Origin of the sequence: Microvirga arabica, from assembly GCF_016811235.1 — a bacterium.
GTDB classification, from domain to species: domain Bacteria; phylum Pseudomonadota; class Alphaproteobacteria; order Rhizobiales; family Beijerinckiaceae; genus Microvirga; species Microvirga arabica.
Genome location: NZ_JAFBID010000085.1, coordinates 1 through 24,738, shown reverse-complemented (window position 1 = coordinate 24,738; position 24,738 = coordinate 1). Strand labels below are relative to the sequence as shown.

Annotated in this window: 22 protein-coding genes; 14 read left to right on the top strand and 8 right to left on the bottom strand. The window is 63.6% G+C overall.

The window, feature by feature from the left end:
* Nucleotides 1-515: 515 nt before the first annotated feature.
* A complete protein-coding gene (locus tag JQC81_RS27205; protein WP_203274925.1) occupies nucleotides 516-2,252 on the bottom strand; it encodes an AMP-binding protein in 1,737 nt (578 codons plus the stop codon).
* 142 nt (nucleotides 2,253-2,394) lie between these two features.
* Complete coding sequence (locus tag JQC81_RS27200; RefSeq protein ID WP_203274924.1) at nucleotides 2,395-4,434, bottom strand: elongation factor G; 2,040 nt, start codon at nucleotides 4,432-4,434, stop codon at nucleotides 2,395-2,397.
* A 249-nt stretch (nucleotides 4,435-4,683) separates the two neighbouring features.
* Between JQC81_RS27200 and JQC81_RS27195 the strand changes: the two genes are divergently transcribed.
* Together JQC81_RS27195 and JQC81_RS27190 are read left to right on the top strand one after the other, a co-directional pair.
* Nucleotides 4,684-7,287 carry a calcium-binding protein gene (locus JQC81_RS27195; RefSeq protein ID WP_203274923.1) on the top strand — a complete coding sequence of 868 codons (2,604 nt, stop codon included), beginning with the start codon at nucleotides 4,684-4,686 and terminating at the stop codon, nucleotides 7,285-7,287.
* Nucleotides 7,182-7,745: a M10 family metallopeptidase C-terminal domain-containing protein gene (locus JQC81_RS27190; RefSeq protein WP_203274922.1), complete on the top strand. Its 564-nt coding sequence runs from the start codon at nucleotides 7,182-7,184 to the stop codon at nucleotides 7,743-7,745. Before JQC81_RS27195 ends, JQC81_RS27190 begins: the two co-directional genes overlap by 106 nt.
* Nucleotides 7,746-7,809: 64 nt before the next feature.
* On the opposite strand, the gene JQC81_RS27185 is transcribed toward JQC81_RS27190, so the two are convergent.
* Nucleotides 7,810-8,085 (bottom strand): hypothetical protein, encoded by a 276-nt coding sequence (locus tag JQC81_RS27185; protein ID WP_203274921.1) that lies wholly within the window; start codon nucleotides 8,083-8,085, stop codon nucleotides 7,810-7,812.
* Nucleotides 8,085-9,287, bottom strand: coding sequence for a pyridoxal phosphate-dependent aminotransferase (locus tag JQC81_RS27180; protein WP_036351150.1), 1,203 nt, complete (start codon nucleotides 9,285-9,287; stop codon nucleotides 8,085-8,087). The genes JQC81_RS27185 and JQC81_RS27180 overlap by 1 nt, the downstream gene beginning before the upstream one ends.
* 136 nt (nucleotides 9,288-9,423) lie before the next feature.
* Here JQC81_RS27180 and JQC81_RS27175 point away from each other — a divergent pair, with 136 nt between their 5' ends.
* The 4 genes from JQC81_RS27175 (at nucleotide 9,424) to JQC81_RS27160 (ending at nucleotide 12,487) form a co-directional block, all read left to right on the top strand.
* Entirely contained in the window at nucleotides 9,424-10,404 is a 981-nt protein-coding gene (locus tag JQC81_RS27175; RefSeq protein ID WP_203274920.1) for a Bug family tripartite tricarboxylate transporter substrate binding protein, read from the top strand.
* 119 nt (nucleotides 10,405-10,523) lie between these two features.
* On the top strand, nucleotides 10,524-10,934 hold the full coding sequence (locus JQC81_RS27170; RefSeq protein ID WP_203274919.1) for a VOC family protein: 411 nt from the start codon (nucleotides 10,524-10,526) through the stop codon (nucleotides 10,932-10,934).
* A 143-nt stretch (nucleotides 10,935-11,077) separates the two neighbouring features.
* Entirely contained in the window at nucleotides 11,078-11,269 is a 192-nt protein-coding gene (locus JQC81_RS27165; RefSeq protein WP_203274918.1) for a hypothetical protein, read from the top strand.
* Between the two features lie 78 nt (nucleotides 11,270-11,347).
* Entirely contained in the window at nucleotides 11,348-12,487 is a 1,140-nt protein-coding gene (locus JQC81_RS27160; RefSeq protein ID WP_203274917.1) for a PQQ-dependent sugar dehydrogenase, read from the top strand.
* Between the two features lie 270 nt (nucleotides 12,488-12,757).
* Here JQC81_RS27160 and JQC81_RS27155 read toward each other — a convergent pair whose 3' ends face one another.
* Nucleotides 12,758-13,099: a DMT family protein gene (locus JQC81_RS27155; RefSeq protein WP_203274916.1), complete on the bottom strand. Its 342-nt coding sequence runs from the start codon at nucleotides 13,097-13,099 to the stop codon at nucleotides 12,758-12,760.
* Nucleotides 13,100-13,188: 89 nt separating this feature from the next.
* Here JQC81_RS27155 and JQC81_RS27150 point away from each other — a divergent pair, with 89 nt between their 5' ends.
* On the top strand, nucleotides 13,189-13,710 hold the full coding sequence (locus JQC81_RS27150) for a DUF1499 domain-containing protein (protein ID WP_203274915.1): 522 nt from the start codon (nucleotides 13,189-13,191) through the stop codon (nucleotides 13,708-13,710).
* Here the strand turns inward: JQC81_RS27150 and JQC81_RS27145 are convergent.
* Entirely contained in the window at nucleotides 13,707-14,477 is a 771-nt protein-coding gene (locus JQC81_RS27145) for a C13 family peptidase (protein WP_203274914.1), read from the bottom strand. The two genes, JQC81_RS27150 and JQC81_RS27145, sit on opposite strands and share 4 nt — an antisense overlap.
* Nucleotides 14,478-14,620: 143 nt before the next feature.
* On the opposite strand from JQC81_RS27145, the gene JQC81_RS27140 reads away from it, so the two are divergent.
* Nucleotides 14,621-15,010 carry a DUF3775 domain-containing protein gene (locus tag JQC81_RS27140; protein WP_203274913.1) on the top strand — a complete coding sequence of 130 codons (390 nt, stop codon included), beginning with the start codon at nucleotides 14,621-14,623 and terminating at the stop codon, nucleotides 15,008-15,010.
* Between the two features lie 42 nt (nucleotides 15,011-15,052).
* On the opposite strand, the gene JQC81_RS27135 is transcribed toward JQC81_RS27140, so the two are convergent.
* Entirely contained in the window at nucleotides 15,053-15,832 is a 780-nt protein-coding gene (locus JQC81_RS27135) for a DUF4394 domain-containing protein (RefSeq protein ID WP_203274912.1), read from the bottom strand.
* Between the two features lie 162 nt (nucleotides 15,833-15,994).
* Here JQC81_RS27135 and JQC81_RS33495 point away from each other — a divergent pair, with 162 nt between their 5' ends.
* The 4 genes from JQC81_RS33495 (at nucleotide 15,995) to JQC81_RS27115 (ending at nucleotide 18,259) form a co-directional block, all read left to right on the top strand.
* Entirely contained in the window at nucleotides 15,995-16,561 is a 567-nt protein-coding gene (locus JQC81_RS33495) for a sigma-70 family RNA polymerase sigma factor (RefSeq protein WP_312887592.1), read from the top strand.
* Nucleotides 16,558-17,292, top strand: coding sequence for an anti-sigma factor (locus JQC81_RS27125; protein WP_203274910.1), 735 nt, complete (start codon nucleotides 16,558-16,560; stop codon nucleotides 17,290-17,292). The genes JQC81_RS33495 and JQC81_RS27125 overlap by 4 nt, the downstream gene beginning before the upstream one ends.
* Before the next feature lie 62 nt (nucleotides 17,293-17,354).
* Nucleotides 17,355-17,555, top strand: coding sequence for a hypothetical protein (locus tag JQC81_RS27120; protein ID WP_203274909.1), 201 nt, complete (start codon nucleotides 17,355-17,357; stop codon nucleotides 17,553-17,555).
* 140 nt (nucleotides 17,556-17,695) lie between these two features.
* A complete protein-coding gene (locus JQC81_RS27115; RefSeq protein ID WP_203274908.1) occupies nucleotides 17,696-18,259 on the top strand; it encodes a fasciclin domain-containing protein in 564 nt (187 codons plus the stop codon).
* A gap of 169 nt (nucleotides 18,260-18,428) precedes the next feature.
* Here JQC81_RS27115 and JQC81_RS27110 read toward each other — a convergent pair whose 3' ends face one another.
* Complete coding sequence (locus tag JQC81_RS27110) at nucleotides 18,429-20,600, bottom strand: esterase-like activity of phytase family protein (RefSeq protein ID WP_203274907.1); 2,172 nt, start codon at nucleotides 20,598-20,600, stop codon at nucleotides 18,429-18,431.
* A 194-nt stretch (nucleotides 20,601-20,794) separates the two neighbouring features.
* On the opposite strand from JQC81_RS27110, the gene JQC81_RS27105 reads away from it, so the two are divergent.
* The gene (locus tag JQC81_RS27105) at nucleotides 20,795-21,853 is read left to right on the top strand and encodes a DUF808 domain-containing protein (RefSeq protein ID WP_203274906.1); all 1,059 of its coding nucleotides are present in this window, start codon (nucleotides 20,795-20,797) and stop codon (nucleotides 21,851-21,853) included.
* 50 nt (nucleotides 21,854-21,903) lie between these two features.
* The gene (gene uvrB / locus JQC81_RS27100; protein ID WP_203274905.1) at nucleotides 21,904-24,609 is read left to right on the top strand and encodes an excinuclease ABC subunit UvrB; all 2,706 of its coding nucleotides are present in this window, start codon (nucleotides 21,904-21,906) and stop codon (nucleotides 24,607-24,609) included.
* The last annotated feature ends 129 nt before the right edge of the window (nucleotides 24,610-24,738 follow it).

Here is a 24,738-nt window from a genome sequence, read left to right as displayed (position 1 = left end):
GACCGACCAAAGCTTCTCCGCAATGATCTATCTCGCCGCCGCCGTCATCAATTCACGATGAATCCCCACAAGCCTTAAAGCATCGGACCCAAAAGTGGATTTGCACTTTTGGGTCCGATGCTTCTTCATAGATGAGAGCATCGTTCGGAGCGGAAAACCGGGGCCACTTTTCCGCACGATGCTCTAGACCCGAATCCAAAGCCAAGCTCGATAGCTTCCCCGACTTTGTCACCTGTGTGACGGTAGCCATGCGTTATTTGCAGCCCTTTCATGAGGCATGCTGCATTGCAAAGAGGCAGGATGCGGTCGATATGAGCGGTGGCTGATTTCAACGCGGCAGTGCTTTCTTCCTCCCGGCGCTGCCGTGTCGGCCGTTCCCTCTGGAAGGTTTTGACTTCTTTGTCGGACCTCTACTTTTGCCGGGCCTTTGGCCCGGCTTTTTTCTTTTTGGGACTTGGAGCACAGGACCCAAAATCGCTGTCCACCTTTGGGTCCGCACGATGCGCTGACCGAGGTCAGCTCCATCGGACGTGGGACTGCTCCGCCTCTTCCTTCAACGCACGGCGCAGAACCTTGCCAACATTGGTCTTCGGCAGGGTCTCGCGGAACTCGATCCGGCGGGGCACCTTATAGCCGGTCATGTTCTCGCGGCAGAACTGGCGCAGCTCGTCGGCCGTGATGTTCGGGTCCTTGCGGACCACATAGGCCACCACTGCCTCGCCCGAATGCTCGTCCGGCAGGCCGATGACGGCCGATTCCATCACGCCCGGATGGTTGGCGAGCACGTCCTCGACCTCGTTGGGATAGACGTTGAAGCCGGAGACGAGAACCATGTCCTTCATGCGATCCACGATCTTGATCTGACCGTCGGGCAGGATGACCGCCACGTCACCGGTGCGGAACCAGCCGTCCGAGGTCATGACCTTCGCGGTCTCGTCGGGCCGCTGCCAGTAGCCCGCCATCACCTGCGGACCCTTCACGCACAGCTCGCCCCGCTCGCCATCGGGAAGGATCGTGCCGTCGCTGGAGCGGATGGTCACATCCGTCGACGGCAGGGGATAGCCGATGGTGCCGGTGAAATCCTCGATGTCGAGGCGGTTGGCGCAAACGACCGGTGAGGTCTCGGAGAGACCATAGCCTTCGACGATCGGCTGCCCGGTGATGTCCTTCCATTTCTTGGCCACGGCCTCCTGGGTGGCCATGCCGCCCGAGACGGCAAAGACCATCTGGGAGAAATCCACCTTCTCGATACCCGGCGCATGGGCCAGGGCGTTGTAGAGGGTGTTGAGGCCGGACATGAGCGTGATGCGACTCTTCTGCAGCGTCTTGACGAAGCCTGGGATGTCGCGCGGATTGGCGATCAGTAGCTGGCAGCCGCCGATCTTCGCCATCAGGAGACCGCAGACCGTGAGCGCGAAGATGTGGTAGAGCGGCAGCGCGGTGACCATGAGATGATCCTCGCGGTCCCCGAAGAAGGGCAGCATCCAGGCCTCGCACTGCATGACGTTGGCCACCACGTTGCGATGAAGGAGCGTGGCACCCTTGGCAACGCCGGTCGTGCCGCCGGTGTACTGCAGGAAGGCGATGTCATCCGGCAAAACGGTGACCGGCTTCGGCTTCGTGCGCGCGCCCTCAGCCATGACAGCCTTGAAGGTTATCGCCTGCGGCAGGCTGAATGGCTTCACGGCTCTCTTCACGCGCCGGGACACGAGATTGACGATTGCGCCCTTCAGGCCGAGCAGATCGCCCGGCGTCACGACGACGACTCGATCCAGCTTGATCTCCGAAAGCGATTCCTGGACCGTCGAGCCGAAGTTTTCGAGCACGAACAGGAAGCGGGCGCCGGAGTCGTTGAGCTGGTAGGTCAGTTCGCGCGGGGTGTAGAGCGGGTTGACGTTCACCACCGTGCCGCCGGCCAGAAGCACCCCGAACAGAATGGCCGGGAAGGCCATGACGTTCGGCAGCATGATGGCAACCCGGTCGCCCTTCTTCAGCCCCTGGCCCTGGAGCCAGGAGGCGACCGCATCGGCGTCGCGCCCGAGCGCGGCATAGGTCACGCGCTTGCCGAAGCTCTCGGCGGCCGGACGGTTCGGGTACTTGGCGAGGGCGTCGCGGAAGATGTCGTTGACCGTGCCGATCCTGGCCTCGTCGATCGCGGGCGGAACGCTGGCCGGATAGGCTTTGAGCCAGGGGCGGGCTGCAGCAGATTGCTGAGCGCCTGCCGTGACAGGCGCCGGGTTCGTGGCGTTCATCGTCGTCCTCCGCTTCTGGGCGAGGTTTGCTTCATGGGAGATGGCGTCTCCATCAAGCTTAACTTGGCGCGGAAGAGCGCTTTTGTCGATAAGAATAGTTTAGACCTGAACGATCTGTGCGGATCGTTCAGGTCAAGAGAGCTCAATGAGCCTTCTGCAGCACCATGTCGGCCGGGCGGCCGCTGAGTTCCGCCATGTGGTCGAACCGGGTCGAGAAGGTTCCGACGCCAGCGGTCGCCGAGCGCAGTTCCACGATGAGATCGCCGATCTCGGATTCCGGGATCGTGGCGCTCAGGACCTGCCACCCTGTCCATCCGGGCCGCTCGTCGTAGCCGAGGATCTGCCCGCGCCGGCCGGTCACCAGGGCCGTGGCCTTGGACAGCGCCTCGGACGGGATCGTAATCTCCACCGACAACACCGGCTCCAGCAGCACGGGCTTGGCTTTCGGCAACGCCTCGGCCAGGGCCAGTTTGGCGGCGGCCTGGAAGGCGGCGTCCGAGGAATCCACCGTGTGGTAGGAGCCGTCCGTCAGGCTCACGGCGAGATCGACCACGGGAAAGCCGAGGGGGCCGCACTTGAGCGCATCCCGCACCCCAGTCTCCACGGACGGGATGTACTGGCGCGGCACCACGCCGCCGGTGATCTGATCCTGAAACGCAAAGCCCTCCCCGCGCGGCAAGGGCTTGATCTCGATCATCACGTCGCCGAACTGGCCGTGGCCGCCGGTCTGCTTGCGGTGACGGCCGCGGGCCGCCGCCGGCAGCTTGATCGTCTCGCAATAGGCTACCTTGGGCTTGGCGGTCTCGACGCCTACCTGGAAGCGCGAGGCGAGCTTTTCCACCGCCACCCGCAGGTGCATCTCCCCCTGCCCGTGCAGCCGGATCTCGCCCATCTCGGGCCGGGTTTCGACCGCGAGCGACGGGTCCTCCTCGGTGATCTTGGCGAGCGCGCTCGAGAGGCGCACGTCGTCCTTGCGGTCCTTCACCTTGAGGGCCACCGCATAGACCGGCTCGGGCGGCGCAACGGACAGGATGGCCTCCGGCCTTGCCTTGCCGGCCGCGAAGCTGTCGCCCGTGGCGATGTTTTCCAACCGGCCGAAGCCGACCGTGTCGCCCGCGATGGCTTCCGGCTTTCGGGCCGTCGTATTGCCCACCATGGTCAACAGGCTGCCGATCCGCGCCTCGCCGCCGCGGGAGCCCACCACAGTGTCGCCCTCGTGGAAGGTGCCGCGCATGACGCGGGCGATGGAGAGCTTGCCGCCCTGCCCCTGGTGCAGGGTCTTCATGGTCTGGGCCAAAGGCGCCCCCTGTTCGGGTATGCCGAGCCGCGAGCGGGTTTCCGTCAAACCTGGAGCCTCATGGCGGAGTGCCTTCAGAAGCCGCGTGACCCCATTGCCGCGCTCGGCCGAGCCGATGAGCGCCGGCACCACGTGCCTTTCCCGCAGCTCCTTGGAGAGATCGTCGAAGATCTGGTCGCGCGGCGGCTCGATCTCCGAGATCAGCTCTTCCATGAGCGCGTCGTCGTAATCGGCCAGGCGTTCGAGCATGGCAAAGCGCGCCTCCTTCTCCCGCGGCAGCTCGCCCTCGGGCAGATCGACCACCTCGCTCGGCGCATGCTCGCGATAGATGAAGGCGCGCTCGAGCGCGAGGTCGATGAAGCCCACCGCGATGCCGTCCTTCCAGAGCGGAATCTGGCGCAGGAGCAGCGGCGTGCGCGACGCCTCCTGCAGGAGGGCAAGCGTCTCGCGAATGCGCTGGGTGGCGGTGTCGATCTTGTTGATGAAGAGGAAGCGCGGAATATCGGCTTCCTCAAGCTCCCGCAGGATGACTTCAAGGGCCGGGATCTTGCGCTCATCCGCCTCGCACACGACGATCGCCGCGTCACAGACCGGCGTGATGTTGCGCATTTCGTGCAGGAATTCCGTGGAGCCGGGGCAGTCGACGAAGGTCAGGCTCTCGCCGAGAAAATTCACCGTGGCCACATTGGGCTCGATGCTCATGGCATGGGCGCGGGCTTCAGTGCTCGCATCGCCTACGCTGTCACCGTTCGCCACGCGGCCTGCCCGCGAGATGGTTCCGGTCCGCTCCAGGATAGCCTCAAGAAGCGTGGTCTTGCCGCTCTGAAACGGGCCGACGATCGCAATGCATCGCGGGCCCGCCGCTAGTCTGCCGTTGGGTGCCATAGGATCTCATCCTCCCTGCCCCCGCTGTTGGCGCGCTCTTGTTCCAAGGCGCGTTGAGGATGATGCTCTGCCTGTCGTTAGGGAATGGCAAGGGGAAAAGCTCACGGTCCTACCGCCTCATGGGCTAGGGAGCATGACCTCATATTCCGCAAGGAAATGCGCCTATCAACTATCCCAACAGAATGAGAGTGGCAATTCAATTGTTATAATATATATTATTAAAAAGGAATGTTCTGAGGAAAAGTCAAAATGCCGGATCTTTCGCTTTCGGGAGCACAACTCAACATCGGCGCCAGCGGTGAAAGATTCGATCTTAAGGTTGCAGCTCTCAAGAACGGTACCTTCGTGGCCGTCTGGACGCAATACGATACGATCAATCGCGATACTGACGCCAATATCATGGCGCAGATTTACAATGCTGAAGGCACACCCAAGAATGATAGTCCGCCCGTTCGGGTCAATACAGTCATTCCCGGAGGCCAACGCAACCCAAGCGTGACAGCCCTGAACGACGGGGGCTTTGCCATTGCGTGGGAAGACTACAGCCAGGGCACAATTTCTGACATAAGAGCGCGCATTTACGACGCTACAGGAACTGCGACGACGCAACAGGATTTTGTCGCCGGTGCCACAGAGGGCGTGCAGCTTGCCCCTCACATAACCTCCTTTGGCGACAAAATTGTCGTCTCGTTTCTAACTCAAATCATAGACAATATAGTACGTTCCGAGTCGTATTCGTACAATAGGATTGGCCAGCCGAATGGAGGTTCATCTTTAGATGGACGCTTCGAGTCCCAGTCCAGCGCTGAAATTATTAATGCACCGGATGATGCTCGTTATAAGGGCATGCTCATCCACGTAGCTCTTAGCCCTTCAACCAACCTCATCAAGGTTCAGGCGCACTCGGCACCCTTAACATCAATACCTGCAGCAAGCTGGGATATTCCAACTGGAAGTGGGACATCTTCAAGTGTCAGCGTGACCGCTCTCGCCGGTGGTCGCTTTGTGATCGCTTGGAAAGATTGGGACCCATCTACTCAGAACGCCTATAAGATCAAAGCTGTAATCTATGAGACAGATGGCGATGCCTCAGCCGTGAAAGTTCTTTCGGAATCGAGCACAGAAATCAACAGGCCTGTCGTCGCTGCTCTTCCCGATGGTGGCTTTGCAATTGCTTATGAGAACGACAATGATGTCCAAGCCCAGATATATGATGGGTCCGGCATCAAAACTCACAATCCTATCGTGGTTCACGGACCCAGCGATGATCAGCAAGAAGCCACGATCAGGGCCTTAGCCGACGGCCGCTTCGTCGTCGGCTGGGAAAACATCGGCGCAGGCGCGGCCCTGACTCTCCGCGCGCAGATCGTCGATCCCAGAGCCGATGCCGTTCGCTGGACCGGCACAAGTGCCGACGAGCAATTCGGGGGAACGGACTTTACCCTCGGCGATACACTCGACGGTGGAGCCGGGAACGATGCTCTCTATGGCATGGGAGGCGACGACCGCTTGATCGGTACAGCGGGAGGTGACGACAGATTCTTTGGCGGCGCCGGCACGGATACAGTCAGCTATCTCGGCGCCACAGGTGGCGTTGGCGTTTATCTTTTAAACCGAACCAATAACACTGGCGCTGCGGCTAGAGACGTCTTCGACAGCATCGAGGTCATCGAGGGAACGAACCACCGTAATACGCTTGAGGGCGGCAACGGCAACGATACTCTCAAGGGCGCTTCAGGAAACGACATCCTCAACGGCTTCAAAGGAGATGACGACTTCTTCGGCGAGGGTGGCGACGACGTGCTGTTCGGTGGAGAAGGCGGCGCCGACGATTTCCATGGCGGCGAGGGGAAGGACACCGTGAGCTATTCCGGCGGCGGCGGTGTCCAAGTCTATCTCTCGGGACGGCTTGCTAATGGCGGCGCCGCATTTGGTGATACCTACACGGAAATAGAGGTGATCGAAGGTTCGCAAGAGGCCGACATCTTGGAGGGCGGTACCGGCAACGACATCTTCTGGGCAGATGCGGATAACGACCGGCTCTCTGGCCTCGACGGCGACGACACTCTCTATGGCGCAACAGGCAATGATGTTCTCGATGGCGGCGCCGGCAGGGATGAGCTGTATGGTGACGAGGATGATGACACCTATATCGTCGATGCATTGGACGTCATCGTAGAAGCCTCCGGCAAAGGCACCGATACACTGATCGCCAACACATCCTACACGCTCGCTGCGAACGCGGAGATGGAGACCCTGTATGCAGGCGCAGATGCCGGCAACATCAATCTTACCGGCAACGGCATCGGCAACATCCTTTTCGGCAACAGGGGCTCCAACCGTCTCGACGGCGGAGGTGGCAACGACACGCTCATGCTGACCGGCGATCGGGACGAATATACCGTCAGGCTCAACGCCGACGGCTCCGTCACGCTGACCGACAAGATCGCGGGCCGCGATGGGACCGACACGATCTACAATGTGGAGATCTTCCAATTCGGTAATACCAAGCTCAGCCTCGCTGGACTGGCAGGGGGAACGCAGAGTTCCTTGACCGGCGATGTCGTGGCCGAGAACAGTGCAACGGCACCAGCATTGGTTCGTTCGTTTCATCGGCAAGCGGATCACTGCGCTTTGCTCTCATCAGTGATGCGGACGGGCGTTTCACAATGGACGCCTCAGGCACGCTCAAGGTCGCCAACGGGGTCAAGCTCGATCACGAGCAGGCGAGCCAGCATACCATCACGGTGCGGGCGACCGATGCCTTTGGCTCAAGCACCGACAAGATTGTCACGATCCTGGTTCAGGATGTTCTCAACGAGCGGGCTGTCGGCAGCCCCGGCGCCGACGTGATGAAAGGCGGGGCCGGGCAGGATCATTTCACCAGCCTTGCCGGCAACGATCAGATCGACGCGGGCCTCGGCAACGACATCCTGATCGGCGGCGCCGGCAAGGACGTGCTGACCGGCGGCAAGGGCAAGGACATTTTCGTGTTCGACACCAAGGCGAACAAAGCGACCAATCTCGACAAGATCACCGACTTCAACGTGAAGGACGATGGCATCTGGCTTGAGAACAAGGTGTTCGCCAAGCTCGGCAAGAAGGGCACGGAGAAGAAGCCCGCAAAGCTCGCCAAGGACTTCTTCACGGTGGGCGACAAGGCCAAGGACGCTAACGACTACCTAATCTACAACAAGGCGAAGGGCGTGCTGCTCTACGATGCGGACGGCTCGGGCGCGAAGAAGGCGGTGGAGATCGCAACCCTCAAGAAGAACCTGAAGATGACCGAGAAGGACTTCTTCGTCATCTGAGCGATGCGTCGCTGGAATCGAAAAGGGCCGCTGAAGCGGCCCTTTTTTCTTGTCTCCGGCTGCCTCACCCGTCCTGGTGCTCACCCCGTCGCACCACGCGCATCGCGTTGATCGTCACAGGGCCGGCGCGCAGCAGGTTCATGGCCGAGACGATCATCTCAGCCAAGCGCTCGGGCGCGATGCTGTCGCCCTCGATGTCGAGCAGGAAATCCTTCGCCTCCACATAGCCGCCGTTGGTGAAGTCGACGCGGGCGTCAAACTTCACGCGGTGCGTGGAAGCGGGATTGGCCCAGTAGGGCTCTGCCGCGGGATCAGGATGGAAGGTCCGCGGCAGGCTCATCAGCGCAACGATCCGCAGAAGCGCTGGATGCGGTTGCAGGCATCCTCCAACGCCGCGTTGGACGTGGCGTAGGAGATGCGGAAGTTGGGGCCCAGCCCGAAGGACGAGCCGTGCACGGCGGCGACGCCCTCGGCTTCCAGCAGCTCGGATACGAAGTCCTCGTCCGTCTCCAGCACCTTGCCCGAGGGCGCGGTCTTGCCGATGGCCTCGGCGCAGGACGGATAGACGTAGAACGCGCCTTCCGGCATCGGGCACTTCAGACCTTTCGCCTGATTGAGCATGGAGACCACGAGGTCGCGGCGCTCCTCGAAGGCCTTCTTGAAGCGCGGCAGGTGATCCTGCGGACCGTCGAGCGCCTCAACGGCCGCCCATTGCGAGATCGCGCTGGTGCCCGACGTCTGCTGGCCCTGCACGAAATCCATGGCCTTGATGAGATGCTCAGGCCCGCCCGCATAGCCGATGCGCCAGCCGGTCATGGCATAGGCCTTCGACACGCCGTTCATGGTGAGCGTGCGCTCGTAGAGGTTCGGCTCCACTTGGGCTGGCGTGACGAACTCGAAATCGCCGTAGGTCAGGTGCTCGTACATGTCGTCGGTGAGCACCCACACATGCGGGTGGCGCATCAGCACATCGGTGATCGCCTTCATCTCGGCACGCGAATACGCGGCACCCGTCGGGTTCGACGGCGAGTTGAGGATGATCCACTTCGTCTTCGGCGTGATGGCGCGCTCGAGCGGCTCGGGCTGGAGCTTGAAGTTGTGCTCCATGGTGCAGTCCACGAACACGGGCTTGCCGCCGCACAGCACCACCATCTCAGGATACGACACCCAGTAAGGCGCCGGGATGATCACCTCGTCGCCCGGGTTCAGGGTGGCGAGCAGCGCGTTGTAGATCACGTGCTTGCCACCGGTGGACACGATGGTCTGCGAGGGCTTGTAGTCGAGGCCGTTCTCGCGCTTGAACTTGCGCGAGATCGCCTCGCGCAGCGGCACGATGCCGGAGACCGGCGTGTACTTGGTCTCGCCCCGGCGGATGGCGGCAATCGCCGCTTCCTTGATGTTGTCGGGCGTGTCGAAATCCGGCTCGCCGACGGAGAGGCTGATCACGTCCCGGCCCTGGGCTTTCAGATCCCGCGCCTTCTGCGTGATGACGATGGTGGCAGACGGCTTGATACGGGAAAGGGCGTCAGACAAAAAGCCCATGGGAATCCTCCGAGCGGGGCGTTAAAAAGGGACCGTGACGGCGGCGGACCCTAAAACGGTCAAGCCGTCCAAGCAAGCAAAACAGCCAGGAAAAACAACCCTTCCCAGACGGGATTTTGAGGAGACGCCTTTTCCGATGACCCAATCCGTCACCCGCCGCCTCGCGCTCGGCCTTTTCGCCGGCGCCGCCCTCTTCGCTTCTGCTGCCTCCGCCCAGGACTTCCCCACCCGCGTCATCAAGATGGTGGTCCCCTACCCGGCGGGCGGCCCCACGGACGTCATCGCCCGCATCGTGGCGGAGGAGATGGGCAAGGAGCTCGGCCAGAACGTGATCGTCGAGAACCTCGCCGGTGCCTCCGGGGCGGTCGGCACCCGCACGGTCGCCAAGGCGGATCCCGACGGATACACTATCGTGTTCGGCAACAACCAGACCCACGGGAACAACATGTTCCTGCTTAAAGAGCCGGGCTACGATGCCGTGAAGGACTTCGCGCCGCTCGCCGGCGCCGGCGCCTTCGAGCATGTGTTCGTGGTCAAGAACGACCTGCCCGTGAAGACGATTCCGGAGCTGGTGGAACTCGCCAAGAAGGATCCCGGCAAGCTCAATTACGGCTCGACGGGCGTGGGCTCCGGCTCGCATCTCGCCACCGAGCTCTTCATGACCCGCACCGGCACCAAGATGACCCATGTGCCCTTCCGGGGTGCCGCGCCCCTGGTGACGGAGCTCATGGGCGGGCGCATCGACGTGTCGAACTCGACCCTGCCGAGCGTGCTCTCCCAGTTCCAGGCCGGCCAGATGCGCGCCATCGGGATTGCCAGCCCGCAGCGCAACCCGCAGGCGCCGGACGTGCCGACCCTGCGCGAGCAGGGCATCACCAACGCCGATGCGGAATCCTGGGCGGCGTTCTTCGCCCCGGTGAACACGCCGAAGCCCGTTCTCGACAAGCTCTCGGGCACGATCATCGCGATCCTCAACAAGCCCGACGTGAAGGAGCGGATCACCAAGCTCGGCTTCACCCTAAACGTGCGCGATCCGGCGGCCTTCAAGCCATATCTCGAGAAGGAGATCCAGACCTGGGCCGAGATCATCAAGGCCGCCGGCATCAAGGCTGAGTAAACATCGTATAAAACACTTCGTCATGGCCGGGCTCGTCCCGGCCATCCACGTTTTAGAAGCTTGAAGACGTGGATCCCCAGAACAAGTCCGGGGATGGCGTGGGATATGGGAAATAACGGATGCAGCATCACCAAGGCCGCCTGATTGATCACGTGCATCTGCGCGTCTCCGACATCGAAGCGAGCCGGCGCTTCTACCGCGCCGTGCTGAAGGCTGTCGGACGCGACTTCACGTCCGAGAGCCCGGAGCATTTCGCCTGCGACGAGCTTTGGGTCGATAAGGCTGAGGGCTCAACCTCTCGCGTCCATCTCGCGTTCCAGGCAAAGAACCGCGAAAGCGTTCATGCTTTCCACGCCGCCGCCCTCAGCGCCGGCGGGCGTGACAATGGCGGGCCTGGAGAGCGCTCCTACCATCCCGGCTACTACGCGGCCTTCGCGTTCGACCCCGACGGCCACAACATCGAGGCTGTCTTTCACGGACCTTCGGAACGCTCCGCCGAGTCCGTCGTTGTGCGTCGGGGGCAGGCATGATGGCTTGCCACAATGGTTAATAATTAGTTAACAAAGACTTAGCCAAGACTCCGTAAGCAGCACTTTCGCCGCACCCTGGAACTTTCTTGAATCAAAGCGGTTTTCCTCTTGTGATCATCGTTCGGTTGCTAGGGGAAGAACCGATGAAAACCTTCAGAGCCAAAAACGCCTGCCACGTGTCGTCCCGGGTTCAGCGTCTCGACCGGCGCCAGGAAAGCCGCTGCTCCCTGGCCCTGATCATGCTGATGGGCCTGGCGACGCTCTCCGTCATGGCGACCACTCAGACGCTCTCCGCCCAGGATACGAAAACCATCCACGTCTATTCTCCGCGATAACGCGTGAGTGAACGACGGCACGGTTGACGCCCTGCTGCAAGAGTCTAGCTCTCCGGCATCGGACCGACGGAGAGATGTATGCTTAAGCTTCGTGTTGCCCTGGCCTGCGCCCTGACACTCGGCGCCCTTTCCCCCGCTCTGGCCCAGGACACCCAGCGCCTTCGCACCGACAAGGCCGAGGTGATCGTCGAGACGGTCGCCCGCGATCTTCAGAACCCCTGGGGCCTCGCCTTTATGCCGGACAACCGCATGCTCGTCACCGAGCGCGCCGGGCGCCTGCGCATCGTCGATGCCAACGGCGCCCTGTCGGAGCCGATCCGCGGCCTTCCGAAACTGGCCGTGCGGGGGCAAGGCGGCCTCCTCGATGTTGCCCTCGATCCCAATTTCGCGCAGAGCCGCCTCGTCTATCTCAGCTATGCCGAGGATCGCGGCGAGGGCCGCGCCGGCACCAGCATCGCCCGGGCACGGCTGTCCGAGGATGGAAAGGCTCTCGAGTCCCTGCAGGTGATCTTCCGCCAGGAGCCGTCCTATACGGGCGGCAACCACTGGGGCTCGCGGCTGGTGTTCGACCGCGAGGGCAATCTCTTCGTGACGCTCGGCGACCGCTTCGACCTGCGCAATCAGGCCCAGAACCCGGAAAACCACATCGGCAAGATCATCCACATCAAGCCCGATGGGAGCCCTGCGCCCAACAACCCGTTCCTGAACCGCGAGGATGCCCGACCTGAGATCTGGTCCATCGGCCATCGGAACGTCCAGTCCGCCGCTCTCAATCCTTCAACGGGCGAGCTCTGGACCGTCGAGCACGGCGCGCGCGGCGGCGACGAGGTCAACATCCCGCAGAAGGGCAAGAACTACGGCTGGCCGGTCATCTCCTACGGGGTCGATTATTCGGGCAAGAAGATCGGCGAAGGCACGAAGAAAGAGGGGCTGGAGCAGCCGGTCTATTACTGGGATCCCTCCATCGCGCCGTCCGGCATGGCGTTCTACACGGGCGACAAATTCCCGGCCTGGCGCGGCAGCATCCTGGTCGGCGCCCTGTCCGGCAAGCTCGTGTCGCGGCTCGATACCAACGGCAACCGGGTGACGGGCGAGGAACGCATGCTGCAGCAGCTCGGCGAGCGCATCCGCGACGTGCGCCAGGGACCGGACGGCTTCGTCTATCTGCTCACGGATTCCCGCAACGGCCGCATCCTGCGCATGAAGCCTGCCACTTGAGAGGCTGAGCCACCAAGACTTCCTTTAGGTTTTTCCCTCGTCATCACCGGCCTTGTGCCGGTGATCCACGTCTTATCCCGAAATGTCTCCCTCAACCTCATCCTGAGGAGCAGACGCAGTCTGCGTCTCCAAGGAGGGTCCAGAGAGCACTGAATGATCCTTCGAGACGGATTGCTCACGCAATCCTCCTCAGGATGAGGGCTTCGGCAGACGTGACGGGGTTGAAGACGTGGATGGCCGGGACAAGTCCGCCCATGACGAGGCAGATGTTCATCGCCCCTGGAAGATGAAGGCCGCTCCAGCAGCAATGAGGCCAAAGCCGATCAGGTGGTTCCAGCCCAGCGGCTCCTTCAGGTAGAGCACCGAGAACCCTGCGAAGACCACCAGGGTGATGACCTCCTGCATGGTCTTCAACTCGGCCGCCGAATAGACCGCGGAGCCGATCCTGTTGGCCGGCACGGCGAACCAGTACTCGACAAAGGCGATGCCCCAGCTTGCCATAACGGCGATCCACAGGGGCGACGTCTTGAACTTCAAGTGTCCGTACCACGCGAAGGTCATGAACACGTTCGAGGCGATCAGCAGCAGGATGGGGGCGGTATGCGGGCTCATGGGACCTTCGGGAATTGCTAGGATGCGGGCGCGCCCTGCCCTATTCTTCTCAGCCAAGCTGTCAAGCGACTGATGGGAACGGGCGGAACATGCGAAAGAAGGCTGTGGCAATCGGACTTGTGGGCATCAGCCTCGGCTATGGCCTGTGGCGCGGCTGGGAAACCGGGATCGAGCGGGCATGGCAGGGCGTGTTCGGCTCGCCCGATCTCGGGCCTGTGGAGTTCGCGGCCCTCAAGCGCCGCACCAATCCCAACGATGCCCTGATCTGCCCGCGAGACATCTGCTCCCAGGCGCAACCCGATGCGGAGCCGCCTGTCTTTCCGATCTCCGGCGACCGCCTGCGCGGCCTCGTGTCCGACGTGGCCCTGGCGGAGCCCGGCACGACTCTTGTCGACCGCGGACCGCAGCAGGACCGCTATCTCGTGCGCACCCGCCTCATGCGCTTTCCCGATACCGTGGTCGTGCAGGTGTTCGACAGGGGCCCGGATGAATCGACCCTCGCGCTCTATTCCCGCAGCCAGATCGGCCGCTCCGATTTCGGCGTCAACAGGCGGCGGATCGAGCGCTGGGTCGCCCGTATCGGCACGCTGGCCGCACGTCAGCAGACCTAACGGGCGTTGAGACGCTCCAGAACCTGGGATCCGCCGGCGATCTGCGGATTGGACGGATCGAAGCCCTCCCGCTTTTCCCGTTGGGTGACGAGGCCGCGCGCGCTCTCGAAAGCCGTATCCAGGCGCGCGTCGCGCCTGAGGGCTTTGTTGAAGAAGGCATCGCCAAAGTAAGTCCACGTCGCCCCGTCCCGGCAGCCGAAGGACGGCTTGTCGGCCGCAGCCGCCGTGATCACGAGGGTTCGCGCATCGGCAAGCGCGTCGGCGAAAACGCCCGAGTAGCAGGCCGAGACGATCACCACCCGGTGCTGCGCCCGGGTTCTCTCGAGCAAGCCCCTCACGTCGCCGGGCGTGACGAGGCGGGTGTCCCGCCCGGCCACGAGAGCGATGCCCTCCGGCGCTCCGTGGGAAGTCAGGACCAGCACCACCACGTCCTCGGCGGGATCGAGCGTGCGGCCTGCCGCTTCGGCCGCGGCCACAAGGGTTTCAGGCGTGGCGCCGGCCCGGCGCTTGGTGTTGGAACGGACGATGGAGCGGCCCTTTGCGCCGAGCTGCGCTTCCAGAATGCGGGTTGCGCCCCTGGCCTCGCTCTCGAACACGCTTTGCGGACCCCAGAGTCCGAAGGACAGGATGTACACGTCGGTCTGTCCCGGGCGCTGCGGCGCCAGCTGGAACGGATCGGCCCGGCGGGCACTCTGCCCAAAGGATCCTTGTACGGGAACGGCGGCGAGGAACAGCCCCACCAGCCACAAAGCAATCGATCGGCGCATGTTATATCCCCAGCCTCGCTCAACCTTACGCGCAGAGCCCGTCAGACGCCAAGGACCTCAGCTGAACCGAATCCCCTCTTCCGGGTTTCCCTGTCAGCCAAGTGATGAAACGACAGTCCCAAAGGACTTCGAAGAGGATTTCTATGGATATCGCGCTCGACAAGGTTTGCGAACTCATTCTCCGGGCCAGGGCCATCGACGTCAAAGAGGGCATCACCGATCCGGCTTCGGGCTCGAATCCCACCGATGACGGCAGCATCGATGCGCTGACCGCCTCGCCGGACGATGCGACCGAGGACGAAGTGCGGGATGTGATCGCCGGCCTCAACGACGACGAGCGCGCCGACCTGATCGCCCTGGTCTATATCGGCCGCGGCGATATGGAGCCCGAGGAATGGGGCGCCGCCGTGCGCCTCGCCCGGGAGCGCGAGGAGGCGAGTTCGGCCTCGACCGCCGACTGGCTCATCGGCATCCCGAACCTTGCCGATCTGCTGGACGAGGGGCTCAACGCCATGGGCCGCAGCTGCGCCTGAGCGAGCGGGGGCGCCAACGATCGCTGGCGCGCCGCTGCCGGACTACATGGCTTTCGGCATCGCCGCGATGTCGCGGACATTCCCGTCCACGCCCGCGATCATCCCGACTTCAGAGGCCTTTCCGGTCGCCAGATCGACCTTGTAGAGCGACTTGCCGCTCATGAGCCAACCTTCGTTGGTGGCATCGCTGGACACGATGTCGAAGGCCGCGGTGCCGGCTTCCATGCCCAGCATGCCGACCGAGTTCAGCACGCCGTCGTTGGGCGGCACCTGCCTCACGAGCACGCCGCCGGCCTCGATGTCGTAGAGCACCGTCTCCTTCGCGCCCTTCATGGAGTTGGTGTAGGCCCCGGCCACAACTTTCGGCATCTTGCCCTTGTGCATGTCGGATTCCGCAAACTTCAGCTGGCCGTCCTTCGTGACCTTGCCGTCATCCACATTGGCGCGAAGGTTCATGCCGTCCGAACCGATGATCCGCAGCCGGTCCGCCACTGGGTTGAAATCGACGGTCCCCATGGTGCCGGGGGCGAGCATGGTATCGAGCTTGGACTTCATGGTGGCCTTGCCCGTCGCGGGGTCGATCGTCACCACCGTTCCGTCCGCCACGACGCCGTAAAGCATGCCGTCGGCCGGGCGCACGTCGATCCCGACAAGGGTGCCGGAGAGCCCCGAGACCTTCATGGAACGCTCGACCTTCTTGCCCGCCACATCCACGATGGCGATCGTGTCGTCTCCTACGAGGGCAGCGACGCTCTGCGCGTGCGCCGCACCGGCAACGAGTGACGACCCGATGAGAGCCATGGCCAAGGGTGTGAATTTCATGAGATGATCCTCCGGCTGAAAACTGCCGGCCGTGATCGACCGACGTTGCGCATACCCGCCGGAATCCTCTATGGATGCAGGGGTGGTGATTTTTTCTCCGGCCCTTTGCATCCAGCGGCAGGGTTCGGGTGTATCCTTGGCAAGTGGAAACGGAGTTCTCGCGTGAAGGCAGTGCTGGGGGAGATCGCCTCCCCGGCCTTGGACCTGAACCACGCCCTCGGCCAATGCGCCCGAGGCGATCGCGCGGCCTTGCGTGCCATCTATGACATCGAGGCTCCACGGATGCTGGGCGTCGCCATGCGGCTTCTGCGGCGGCGGGCCTTGGCCGAGGAAGCCGTGCACGACACTTTTCTCCAGGTCTGGCGCAAGGCGGACAGCTTCGATCCGGCCCGCGGCGATGCCCGTTCCTGGCTTTACGCCATTCTGCGCAACCGTGCCCTCAATATCCTGCGCGGCGAGACCCGCACGGATCTGGTCGAGGATTTCGAGCCCATGGGGCTCGCGAGCGACGAGGAGAATGCCGAAACCGTCATGATGCGCCTGTCCGATACGGGGAGCCTCAAGCGCTGCCTGGAGCGCCTGGAGCCCTCGCGGCGCCAGGCCATCACGCTCGCCTATATCCATGGCCTCAGCCACGGGGAGCTCGCAGGCCGCCTCGGCGTGCCGCTCGGCACGATCAAGTCCTGGATCCGCCGGTCCCTGCTGGCGTTGCGGGAGTGCATGGCATGACCCGCGACGATCAGGACCGTCTGGCCGCCGAGCATGTGCTGGGTCTTCTCGAGGGCGAGGAGCGCGGGCTCGCCGAGCGTCTCATGGCGTCGGATGCATCCTTTCAGGCTCTCGTCCAGCAATGGCGCACCCGCTTTGCGGAATGGGACAACACCGCCGCCGATGTCATTCCGGGTGAAGCCCTGTGGCGGCAGATCGAGGCCGGCCTCGAGGTTCAGCCCGCAGTCACGGCCGCAAGGCCGGCGGCGCCCGCCCGGCCGGAGGCTTCCCCGGGCCTGCTGCAGGGGCTGTGGAACAGCCTCAGCTTCTGGCGCGGCTTCGGCATGGCCGGCGCGCTGGCCGGGCTGCTGCTCGCCATGGGTGTGGGCTACTTCGCCGAGAAGGCCACCCGCCAGCCGACCCTGGTGGCGGTTCTCATGAGCGAGACCAACCAGCCCGGCGCCGTGCTGCGCACCTTCGCGGATGGGCGCCTCGAGCTCACGCCGCTCGGCGACATGGAGATCCCGCACAACCATTCCATCCAAGTCTGGACCTTCCCGGACCCGAACGGCGCGCCGGTCTCCGTGGGCGTCGTCCAAACCGCCAGAACCGTGCTGCTCGATCCGCGAAACCTTCCGCAGCCGCATTCGAATCAACTGTTCGCGATCTCGGTCGAGCCGCTCACCGGTTCCCCTACGGGCCAGCCGACCGGACCTGTGGTGATGAAGGGTACGGCATCCACAGCCCTGTGACGGCGCCCTATTTGTGACACGGATCGCGCCAATACTTTTGGCTAATCCTGAAGGAGGATGCCATGGCTCCGCGCCAGCCGTCTGACAAACCGGACGACGACAATCCGAGTAAGCTGCAGCAAGTCATCGAGAATGCTCCCGATCATGCCGCGCCTGCGCGCGAGAACCGCGTTTCCAAGACCGAGTGCGATGCCCAAGAGGAAGACGTGGAGCTCGACCGCATCGAGGCTTACCTGAGGGGTCCGACGGCGTTCACCGCCTGACCCAAAACTTTTCTCTCTTCACGAAAACGCGACCCCGCATCCAATCGCATCCATGCGGGGTACCCGCCCTGAAGGTTGAGCCTTCGGTCTCCGGCAACAAGGCCGGGATCACTAATCCAACCAATTCAGGGACCAGATCCATGAACATTCGCATTGCCTGCATGACTGCCGCCATCGCCCTGGCCGCCCCGGCTCTCACGCTGTCCGTGACTGCGCAGGAGCAGACCAAGACCGTCGGCGGCGGCCCGATGTACGCGTCGAAGAACATCGTCGAGAATGCCGTCAATTCGAAGGACCACACGACCCTCGTTGCTGCCGTGAAGGCTGCAGGCCTCGTCGAGACCCTGCAGGGCGCAGGCCCGTTCACGGTCTTCGCCCCGACCAACGCAGCCTTCACCAAGCTGCCGGCCGGCACGGTCGATACGCTCCTGAAGCCCGAGAACAAGGCGCAGCTCACCGGCGTGCTCACCTATCACGTGGTGGCCGGCAAGATGACCGCGCAGGATCTCGCAGCAAAAGTGAAGGAAGGCGGCGGAAAAGCCATGCTGAAGACCGTGCAGGGCGAGATGCTCACCGTCACGCCGTCCGGCAACACGCTCACCATCACCGACAAGAAGGGCGGCAAGTCCACCGTCAGCATCGCCGACGTGATGCAATCGAACGGCGTCATCCATGTGGTCGACACCGTTCTGCTGCCGGGCTGATCCCCCCACAGTCCGACATGGGCGGAGCGAAAGCTCCGCCCGGTTTCCCCAGTGAGCACACACTTCAGCAGCCCTTCGGGGCTGCTTTTTTACAGCCTTTTGAAGGCATGCGAGAAACGAAAAAGGCCGCTCGTTGAGCGGCCTTTTCCATCCTCGAAGAGTTTCAGCTTTACAGCTTCCCGAGCTTGAGGAACTGCGTCTCGCCGGAAGAATCGTCCACACCATCGTTGTCGGTGACGATGTAAGCATCACCCGCAGCATCGATGGCGAAGCCCTCGACCTTGTCGAGCACATAGCCCTTCGCAGCCTTCAGGTCGGGCAGGAGATCGCGCACCTGTGTCTTCTGCACGAGCGGAAGCTCGCCGCCGAGCGTCCGGGGCTTCATGTCGGCCATGGAGACCGCATGGAGCTTCTTCACCTTCGCCTTCTCGGCGATCTGGTTGTCGCGCTCGATGATGATGACGCGATCGCCCGCAGCCGTGATCTCCGAGAGACCGATCCAGCCTGCCTCCGCGCTGTCGAGCGGATAGCGCACAGCGCTCCAGCTCTTGTCCGCGGGCTTGTAGGCGAGGAGCTTCACGGCGTTCTTGCCGTCATCGGCCCATTCGCGCTGCACGGCGAGCCACACAATCTCGTCGGCGCCCGAACCGGTGACGGTCACGCCCTCGAAGCCGTAGTTCTTCGCGCCCTTCTCGAGATCCGCCGGCACGGCGATCTCCTCCTGGATCGCACCCTTGGCATCGACCCTGATGAGGCGGTTGAAGAGGCCCTTCTCCGGGTTGCCCTCGGAGGCGAGCCAGAACCCTTCGCCCGCCACGGCAATGCCTTCCAGATCGAGCTTCTCGGCCGCTGCGCCGTTGCGCGTGACGAGCGCTTCACCGGTGATCATCGCGGGCGTCTTGGTGGCGTCGATGGTGAGGATGCGCGGCGCGCCGGCATAGACGCTGTCCGTCACCGCGTAGAGCTTGCCGGCCTGTGTCTTGTCGGCAGCGAGGCCCGAGAGAGCGCCCCAGGCAATCGGTTGACCGTTGGCGTTCTTGGCCGAGCGGATCGTCGGATAGGCGGGAGCCGCACGCTCGGCGCGCTGGTAGATCATCACGTGCGGAGCAACACCTCCGTCTCCGTGTAGATCGGTCTCGCTCGTGGCAACGAACAGATTGCGTCCAGGGATCGCGAGCAGCCCCTCCGGGCCGATACCGGTCGGCAGAACCTGCACGAGTTCGGGTGCAGCACCCGTATCGCGATACACGCCCACCACCGAGGCGCGCTCGGCGCCGACGAAGATCAGGTTGTCGCTCCCGAAGCGGCCGGTCTCGACGCCTTCGACCTCCACGCCCTTCTTGTTGCGCTTGTCGGGATAATGGCCGAGCGACACGATCTCGTGCTCCAGGCTCGCGCCGGATTCGTAGGCTACGCTGCCATCCCGGCTGAAGATGGTGAAGCCGCGCGACCCACCCTTCCAATCGCCTTCATTGGCGGTGACGAAGCGGTTGTTGTCGATCCAGTGCACGGCATCCGGCTCGCGCGCGACCTTGTCCATGGAACCGGAGAGCTCGATCTTGCCGTCCCTCTGGGTATCGATGGCCTTGAGATCCACGCTGCCTGCAGAGAAATGCGCCTCGACCTTGCCGGTCTTGCCGTCGACCACGGCGATGTGGTTGTTCTCCTGCAAGGTCACGACGACCTTGCCCTCATCGGACACATCGACAAATTCCGGCTCCGGGTCATCGCCCGCCACGGGGGCAAGACCGGTCAGGCTGACGGTCTTGAGGCTTGCGCAATCGCCATCGAGCGGGCCGACCACCAGCGAACCTGCGGGCAGCTGCGGAAGCGCGCCATCATTCACTTTCTCGTCGCGCTCATTCTCGATGGCAATAGCGAGAACGCCCGCATGGGCCGCAACCGAGTCCGGTTGTCCTGGCAGGGCGCATTCCGCAGCAACCGTCCGGTCGGCAAGGTTGATCGTCACGAGCTTGCCGCTCGGCTTGGTGAAGCTCTCGGACGTGTTCACCGCCACATAAATCTTCTGGCCCATGACCTTCACGGAGGTGGGCTCGCCGCTCAATGCGAGCGAACCGCCGGCCTTCGGTTGAGCGGGATCGGTGATGTCGATGAAGCCGAGCGCTTTACGCGGGCTGTCCGTATAGATCAGCAGCTTGCCGTCTTCGTTCGCCGTGATGATCTCGGCCACGGTCTCGGCCTTCTGGTCCCCGTCTTTCGGCAGGTTCGCCGTGATGGGAAAGCTAGCGATGCGGTCGAAATACTCGGCCGCCGAAGCACCGAGCGCGGTGCCGGAGAGGAGCGCGGCGGCAAGCGAGCCGACGATGAAGGAGCGATGCATGGGATCTCCGCAAGACGGTCAAGGTTAGCCGGATCCTCATGCGCCCGTCATATGACAGGCCAATGACGATGGGTCACCGCGCCAAGCGACGCCATATTGCACCCAACCCGCCCGTCGGGCGTTGTCGAGTTCTGAGGAGCAGTGTAGCTCGCTGCTCGAACAGTCACGCTTGACCATTTTCGACAGGAGCCCCCATGAGCATCGGGTTGATCGCCCTGCTGGACGACATCGCCGGCCTCGCGAAGGTTGCCGCCGCTTCGCTCGACGATGTCGGCCTGCAGGCCGCCAAGGCGGGCGCAAAGGCGGCCGGCGTGGTGATCGATGATGCGGCCGTGACGCCGCGCTATGTGGTGGGATTTGCCGCCGCGCGCGAGCTGCCCATCGTCGGCAGGATCGCCCTGGGCTCCCTCAAGAACAAGCTTCTCTATCTTTTGCCCGCGGCCCTTCTGCTCAGCCTCTTCGCCCCCTGGGCCATCACGCCGCTGCTCATGATCGGCGGCGCCTATCTCTGCTACGAGGGTTCGGAGAAGGTGTTCGAGGCGCTGTTTCCGCATAAGGCGCACGAGCACGAGGCTGCCGTCAGCGAAGCCACGCAGACGGCGCAGAGCCTCGAGAACGAGAAGGTGGGCGGCGCGATCAAGACCGACTTCATCCTCTCGGCCGAGATCATGGCCATCACCCTGGCCAGCATCCCGGTGGGGTCGATCTGGATGCAGGCCGTGGTGCTGGCCGTCGTCGGCATCGGCATCACGATCGCGGTTTATGGCACTGTGGCCCTGATCGTGAAGGCCGACGATGCCGGCGTGGCCATGGCCGCCAGCAACCGACCCGTCTCCCGCCTCCTGGGCCGAGCCAGGCCGGGCGTATCTCCCTCCGGCGCAGACCGGACCCTGGCCCCGCTGACCAAAGCCTTCGGCCGGGGACTGGTGAAGGGCATGCCTGTTCTGCTCAAGCTTCTCGCCATCGTGGGCACCGCCGCCATGGTGTGGGTGGGCGGCGGCATCATCGTCCATGGGCTGGAGGGCTACGGCTTCGCCGGACTGGGCCACGCCATTCACGATGCGGCGGTGGCGGCCGCCCATGCGGTGCCGGCGCTCGGCGGCTTCGTGGAGTGGCTCGTCTCGGCCGCGGGCTCAGGCCTGTTCGGGCTGGTTCTCGGGGCTGTGCTGATTCCCCTCATCCACTTCGTCGCCGTGCCGCTGATCAAGGCCCTGCGGGGCGGCAGCCGGAAGGCCGAGAAGCACTCGGCCTGATCCGGCCTTGCGCCCTTTCAATCCATCGCTGTTTGTACCATATTCGTTCTATGGCCAAATCACCCAAGAAGCCCAAGCTTTCCACCGGGAAAGCCTCCAAGCCTGAGCTGAAGCCCCTGGCCCCTCACCTGGCCGATCTCCTCAATCCCGCGGTCAACCGGGAGCGTGAGGCGGCGGAGGGCTTTGCCGAGCGCGCGCAGGAAACCCTCATCCACGGAGACATCACCGATGTGGACCCGGCGCTGGCCAAGAAGCTCGGCCCCAAGGGGCCCGACGATGGGCCGGATGTGGCTGAGGAACTGGGCGATCTCTCCTCCGGGTCCGGCTATTCCGCCACGGTCGATGCGCTCTCGCGGCTGCTCACCGAGGGCGATCCGCGCTTCAAGAACGGCACGCTCTGGGTGCCGCACCGCCCGCCCCGGCCCGAGAAGTCGGAAGGCGGCATTCCGTTCAGGATCAAGTCGGACTTCACGCCCTCCGGCGACCAGCCCAACGCGATCCGCGAGCTGGTGGACGGTGTGCGCCGGCAGGAGCGCGATCAGGTGCTGCTCGGCGTCACGGGCTCCGGCAAGACCTTCACCATGGCCAAGGTGATCGAGGAGACGCAGCGCCCCGCCCTCATCCTCGCGCCGAACAAGACGCTCGCCGCCCAGCTCTACGGCGAGTTCAAGTCGTTCTTCCCCGACAACGCGGTGGAGTATTTCGTCTCGTATTACGACTACTACCAGCCGGAAGCCTACGTGCCGCGCTCGGACACCTTCATCGAGAAGGAAAGCTCCATCAACGAGCAGATCGACCGCATGCGCCACTCGGCGACCCGCGCGCTCTTGGAGCGCGACGACGTGATCATCGTGGCCTCCGTGTCGTGCATCTACGGTATCGGCTCGGTCGAGACCTATACGGCCATGACCTTCTCCGTGAAGGTGGGCGAGAAGATCGAGCAGCGCCAGCTCATCGCGGATCTCGTGGCCCTGCAGTACAAGCGCATCCAGAGCGATTTCGCCCGCGGCACCTTCCGCGTGCGCGGCGACGTGATCGAGCTGTTTCCGGCCCACTTGGAGGATCGCGCCTGGCGCATCGGTCTCTTCGGCGACGAGATCGAGAGCATCGTGGAGTTCGATCCGCTCACTGGCAAGAAGACCAACGACCTGCAATTCGTGAAGGTCTACGCGAACTCGCACTACGTGACGCCGCGCCCGACCCTGCAGCAGGCCGTGAAGGGCATCCAGGACGAGCTGCAGCAGCGCCTGCAGGAACTCACCCGCATGGGCCGCCTGCTGGAGGCGCAGCGGCTCGAGCAGCGCACGCAGTTCGACCTCGAGATGATCGAGGCCACCGGCGTGTGCAACGGCATCGAGAACTATTCGCGCTATCTCACCGGCCGCAAGCCCGGCGAGCCGCCGCCGACCCTGTTCGAATACCTGCCCGACAACGCGCTCGTGTTCACCGACGAGAGCCACGTGACCGTGCCGCAGATCGGCGGCATGTATCGCGGCGACTTCCGCCGCAAGGCGACGCTGGCCGAATACGGCTTCCGCCTGCCGTCGTGCCTCGACAACCGCCCGCTGCGCTTCGAGGAATGGGACGCCATGCGCCCGCAATCGGTGCACGTGTCGGCGACGCCTGCCAAGTGGGAGATGGAGCAGACCGGCGGCGTGTTCGTCGAGCAGGTCATTCGCCCCACGGGCCTTGTGGACCCGGTGGTGGAGATCAGGCCCGCACGTTCGCAGGTGGACGATCTCGTGCATGAGGTGAAGGAGCTCGCCGCGCAGGGCTATCGCGCGCTCGTGACCACGCTCACCAAGCGCATGGCCGAGGACCTCACCGAATACATGCACGAGAACGGCATCCGCGTGCGCTACATGCATTCGGACATCGACACGCTGGAGCGCATCGAGATCATTCGCGACCTGCGCCTCGGGGCCTTCGACGTGCTCATCGGCATCAACCTGCTGCGCGAAGGCCTCGACATTCCCGAATGCGCGCTGGTGGCCATTCTCGATGCGGACAAGGAGGGCTTCCTGCGCTCCGAGACCTCGCTGGTGCAGACCATCGGCCGTGCGGCGCGTAACGTGGAAGGCAAGGCGATCCTCTACGCCGACAAGATCACCGGCTCCATGGAACGGGCAATCGCCGAGACCAACCGCCGCCGCGAGAAGCAGCTCGCCTACAATGCCGAGCACGGTATCACGCCGCAGAGCGTGAAGAAGAACATCGCCGATATCCTGGAGAGCGTCTACGAGCGCGACCACGTGTCCGTCGATACGGGGATGGCCGACCGGACCGTGGGCCACAACCTCAAGGCCGTCATCGCCGACATGGAAAAGCGCATGCGCGAGGCCGCGGCCAACCTGGAATTCGAGGAGGCGGCGCGCCTGCGCGACGAGCTCAAGCGGCTGCAGGCCACGGAGCTTGCCATCAGTGACGACCCGATGGCGCGGCAATCCGATGTGGAGCGGGATGCGGGCAAGTATGGTGGCGCGCGCAAATACGGCCGCAGCGCCAACCTGCCGCCGAAGGGTCTTCCGCCCTCGGGCGAAGGCGCCAGCACGGGCGACGAGGATGCCGACTCCTACGGCCCCCTCGGCAAGGGGCGGTCGGACGAAGGCACCCGCGTGCGCAAGCCCGGCCTCTACGAGATGGGCCCCGGCACCGACCGCGAGGTGCCGCTGAACTTCCGCGAGAGGCCAGCGGGGCGCTCGACGCAGGGATTCGCGGGGCAGAAGCCGAAATACAAGGGTCGGAAGGGGCGGTAGCCCATCAACAGAAAGCACAGGCCTGTTTGTTCAAGCCCGAACTGAAGTCGTCAGGCTCCTCTGGAGCCTGCTGTCCGTTATTTATCTATTGAGATCTTGGCAAAACAGCGTGCAGCGGCAACGCGCTCC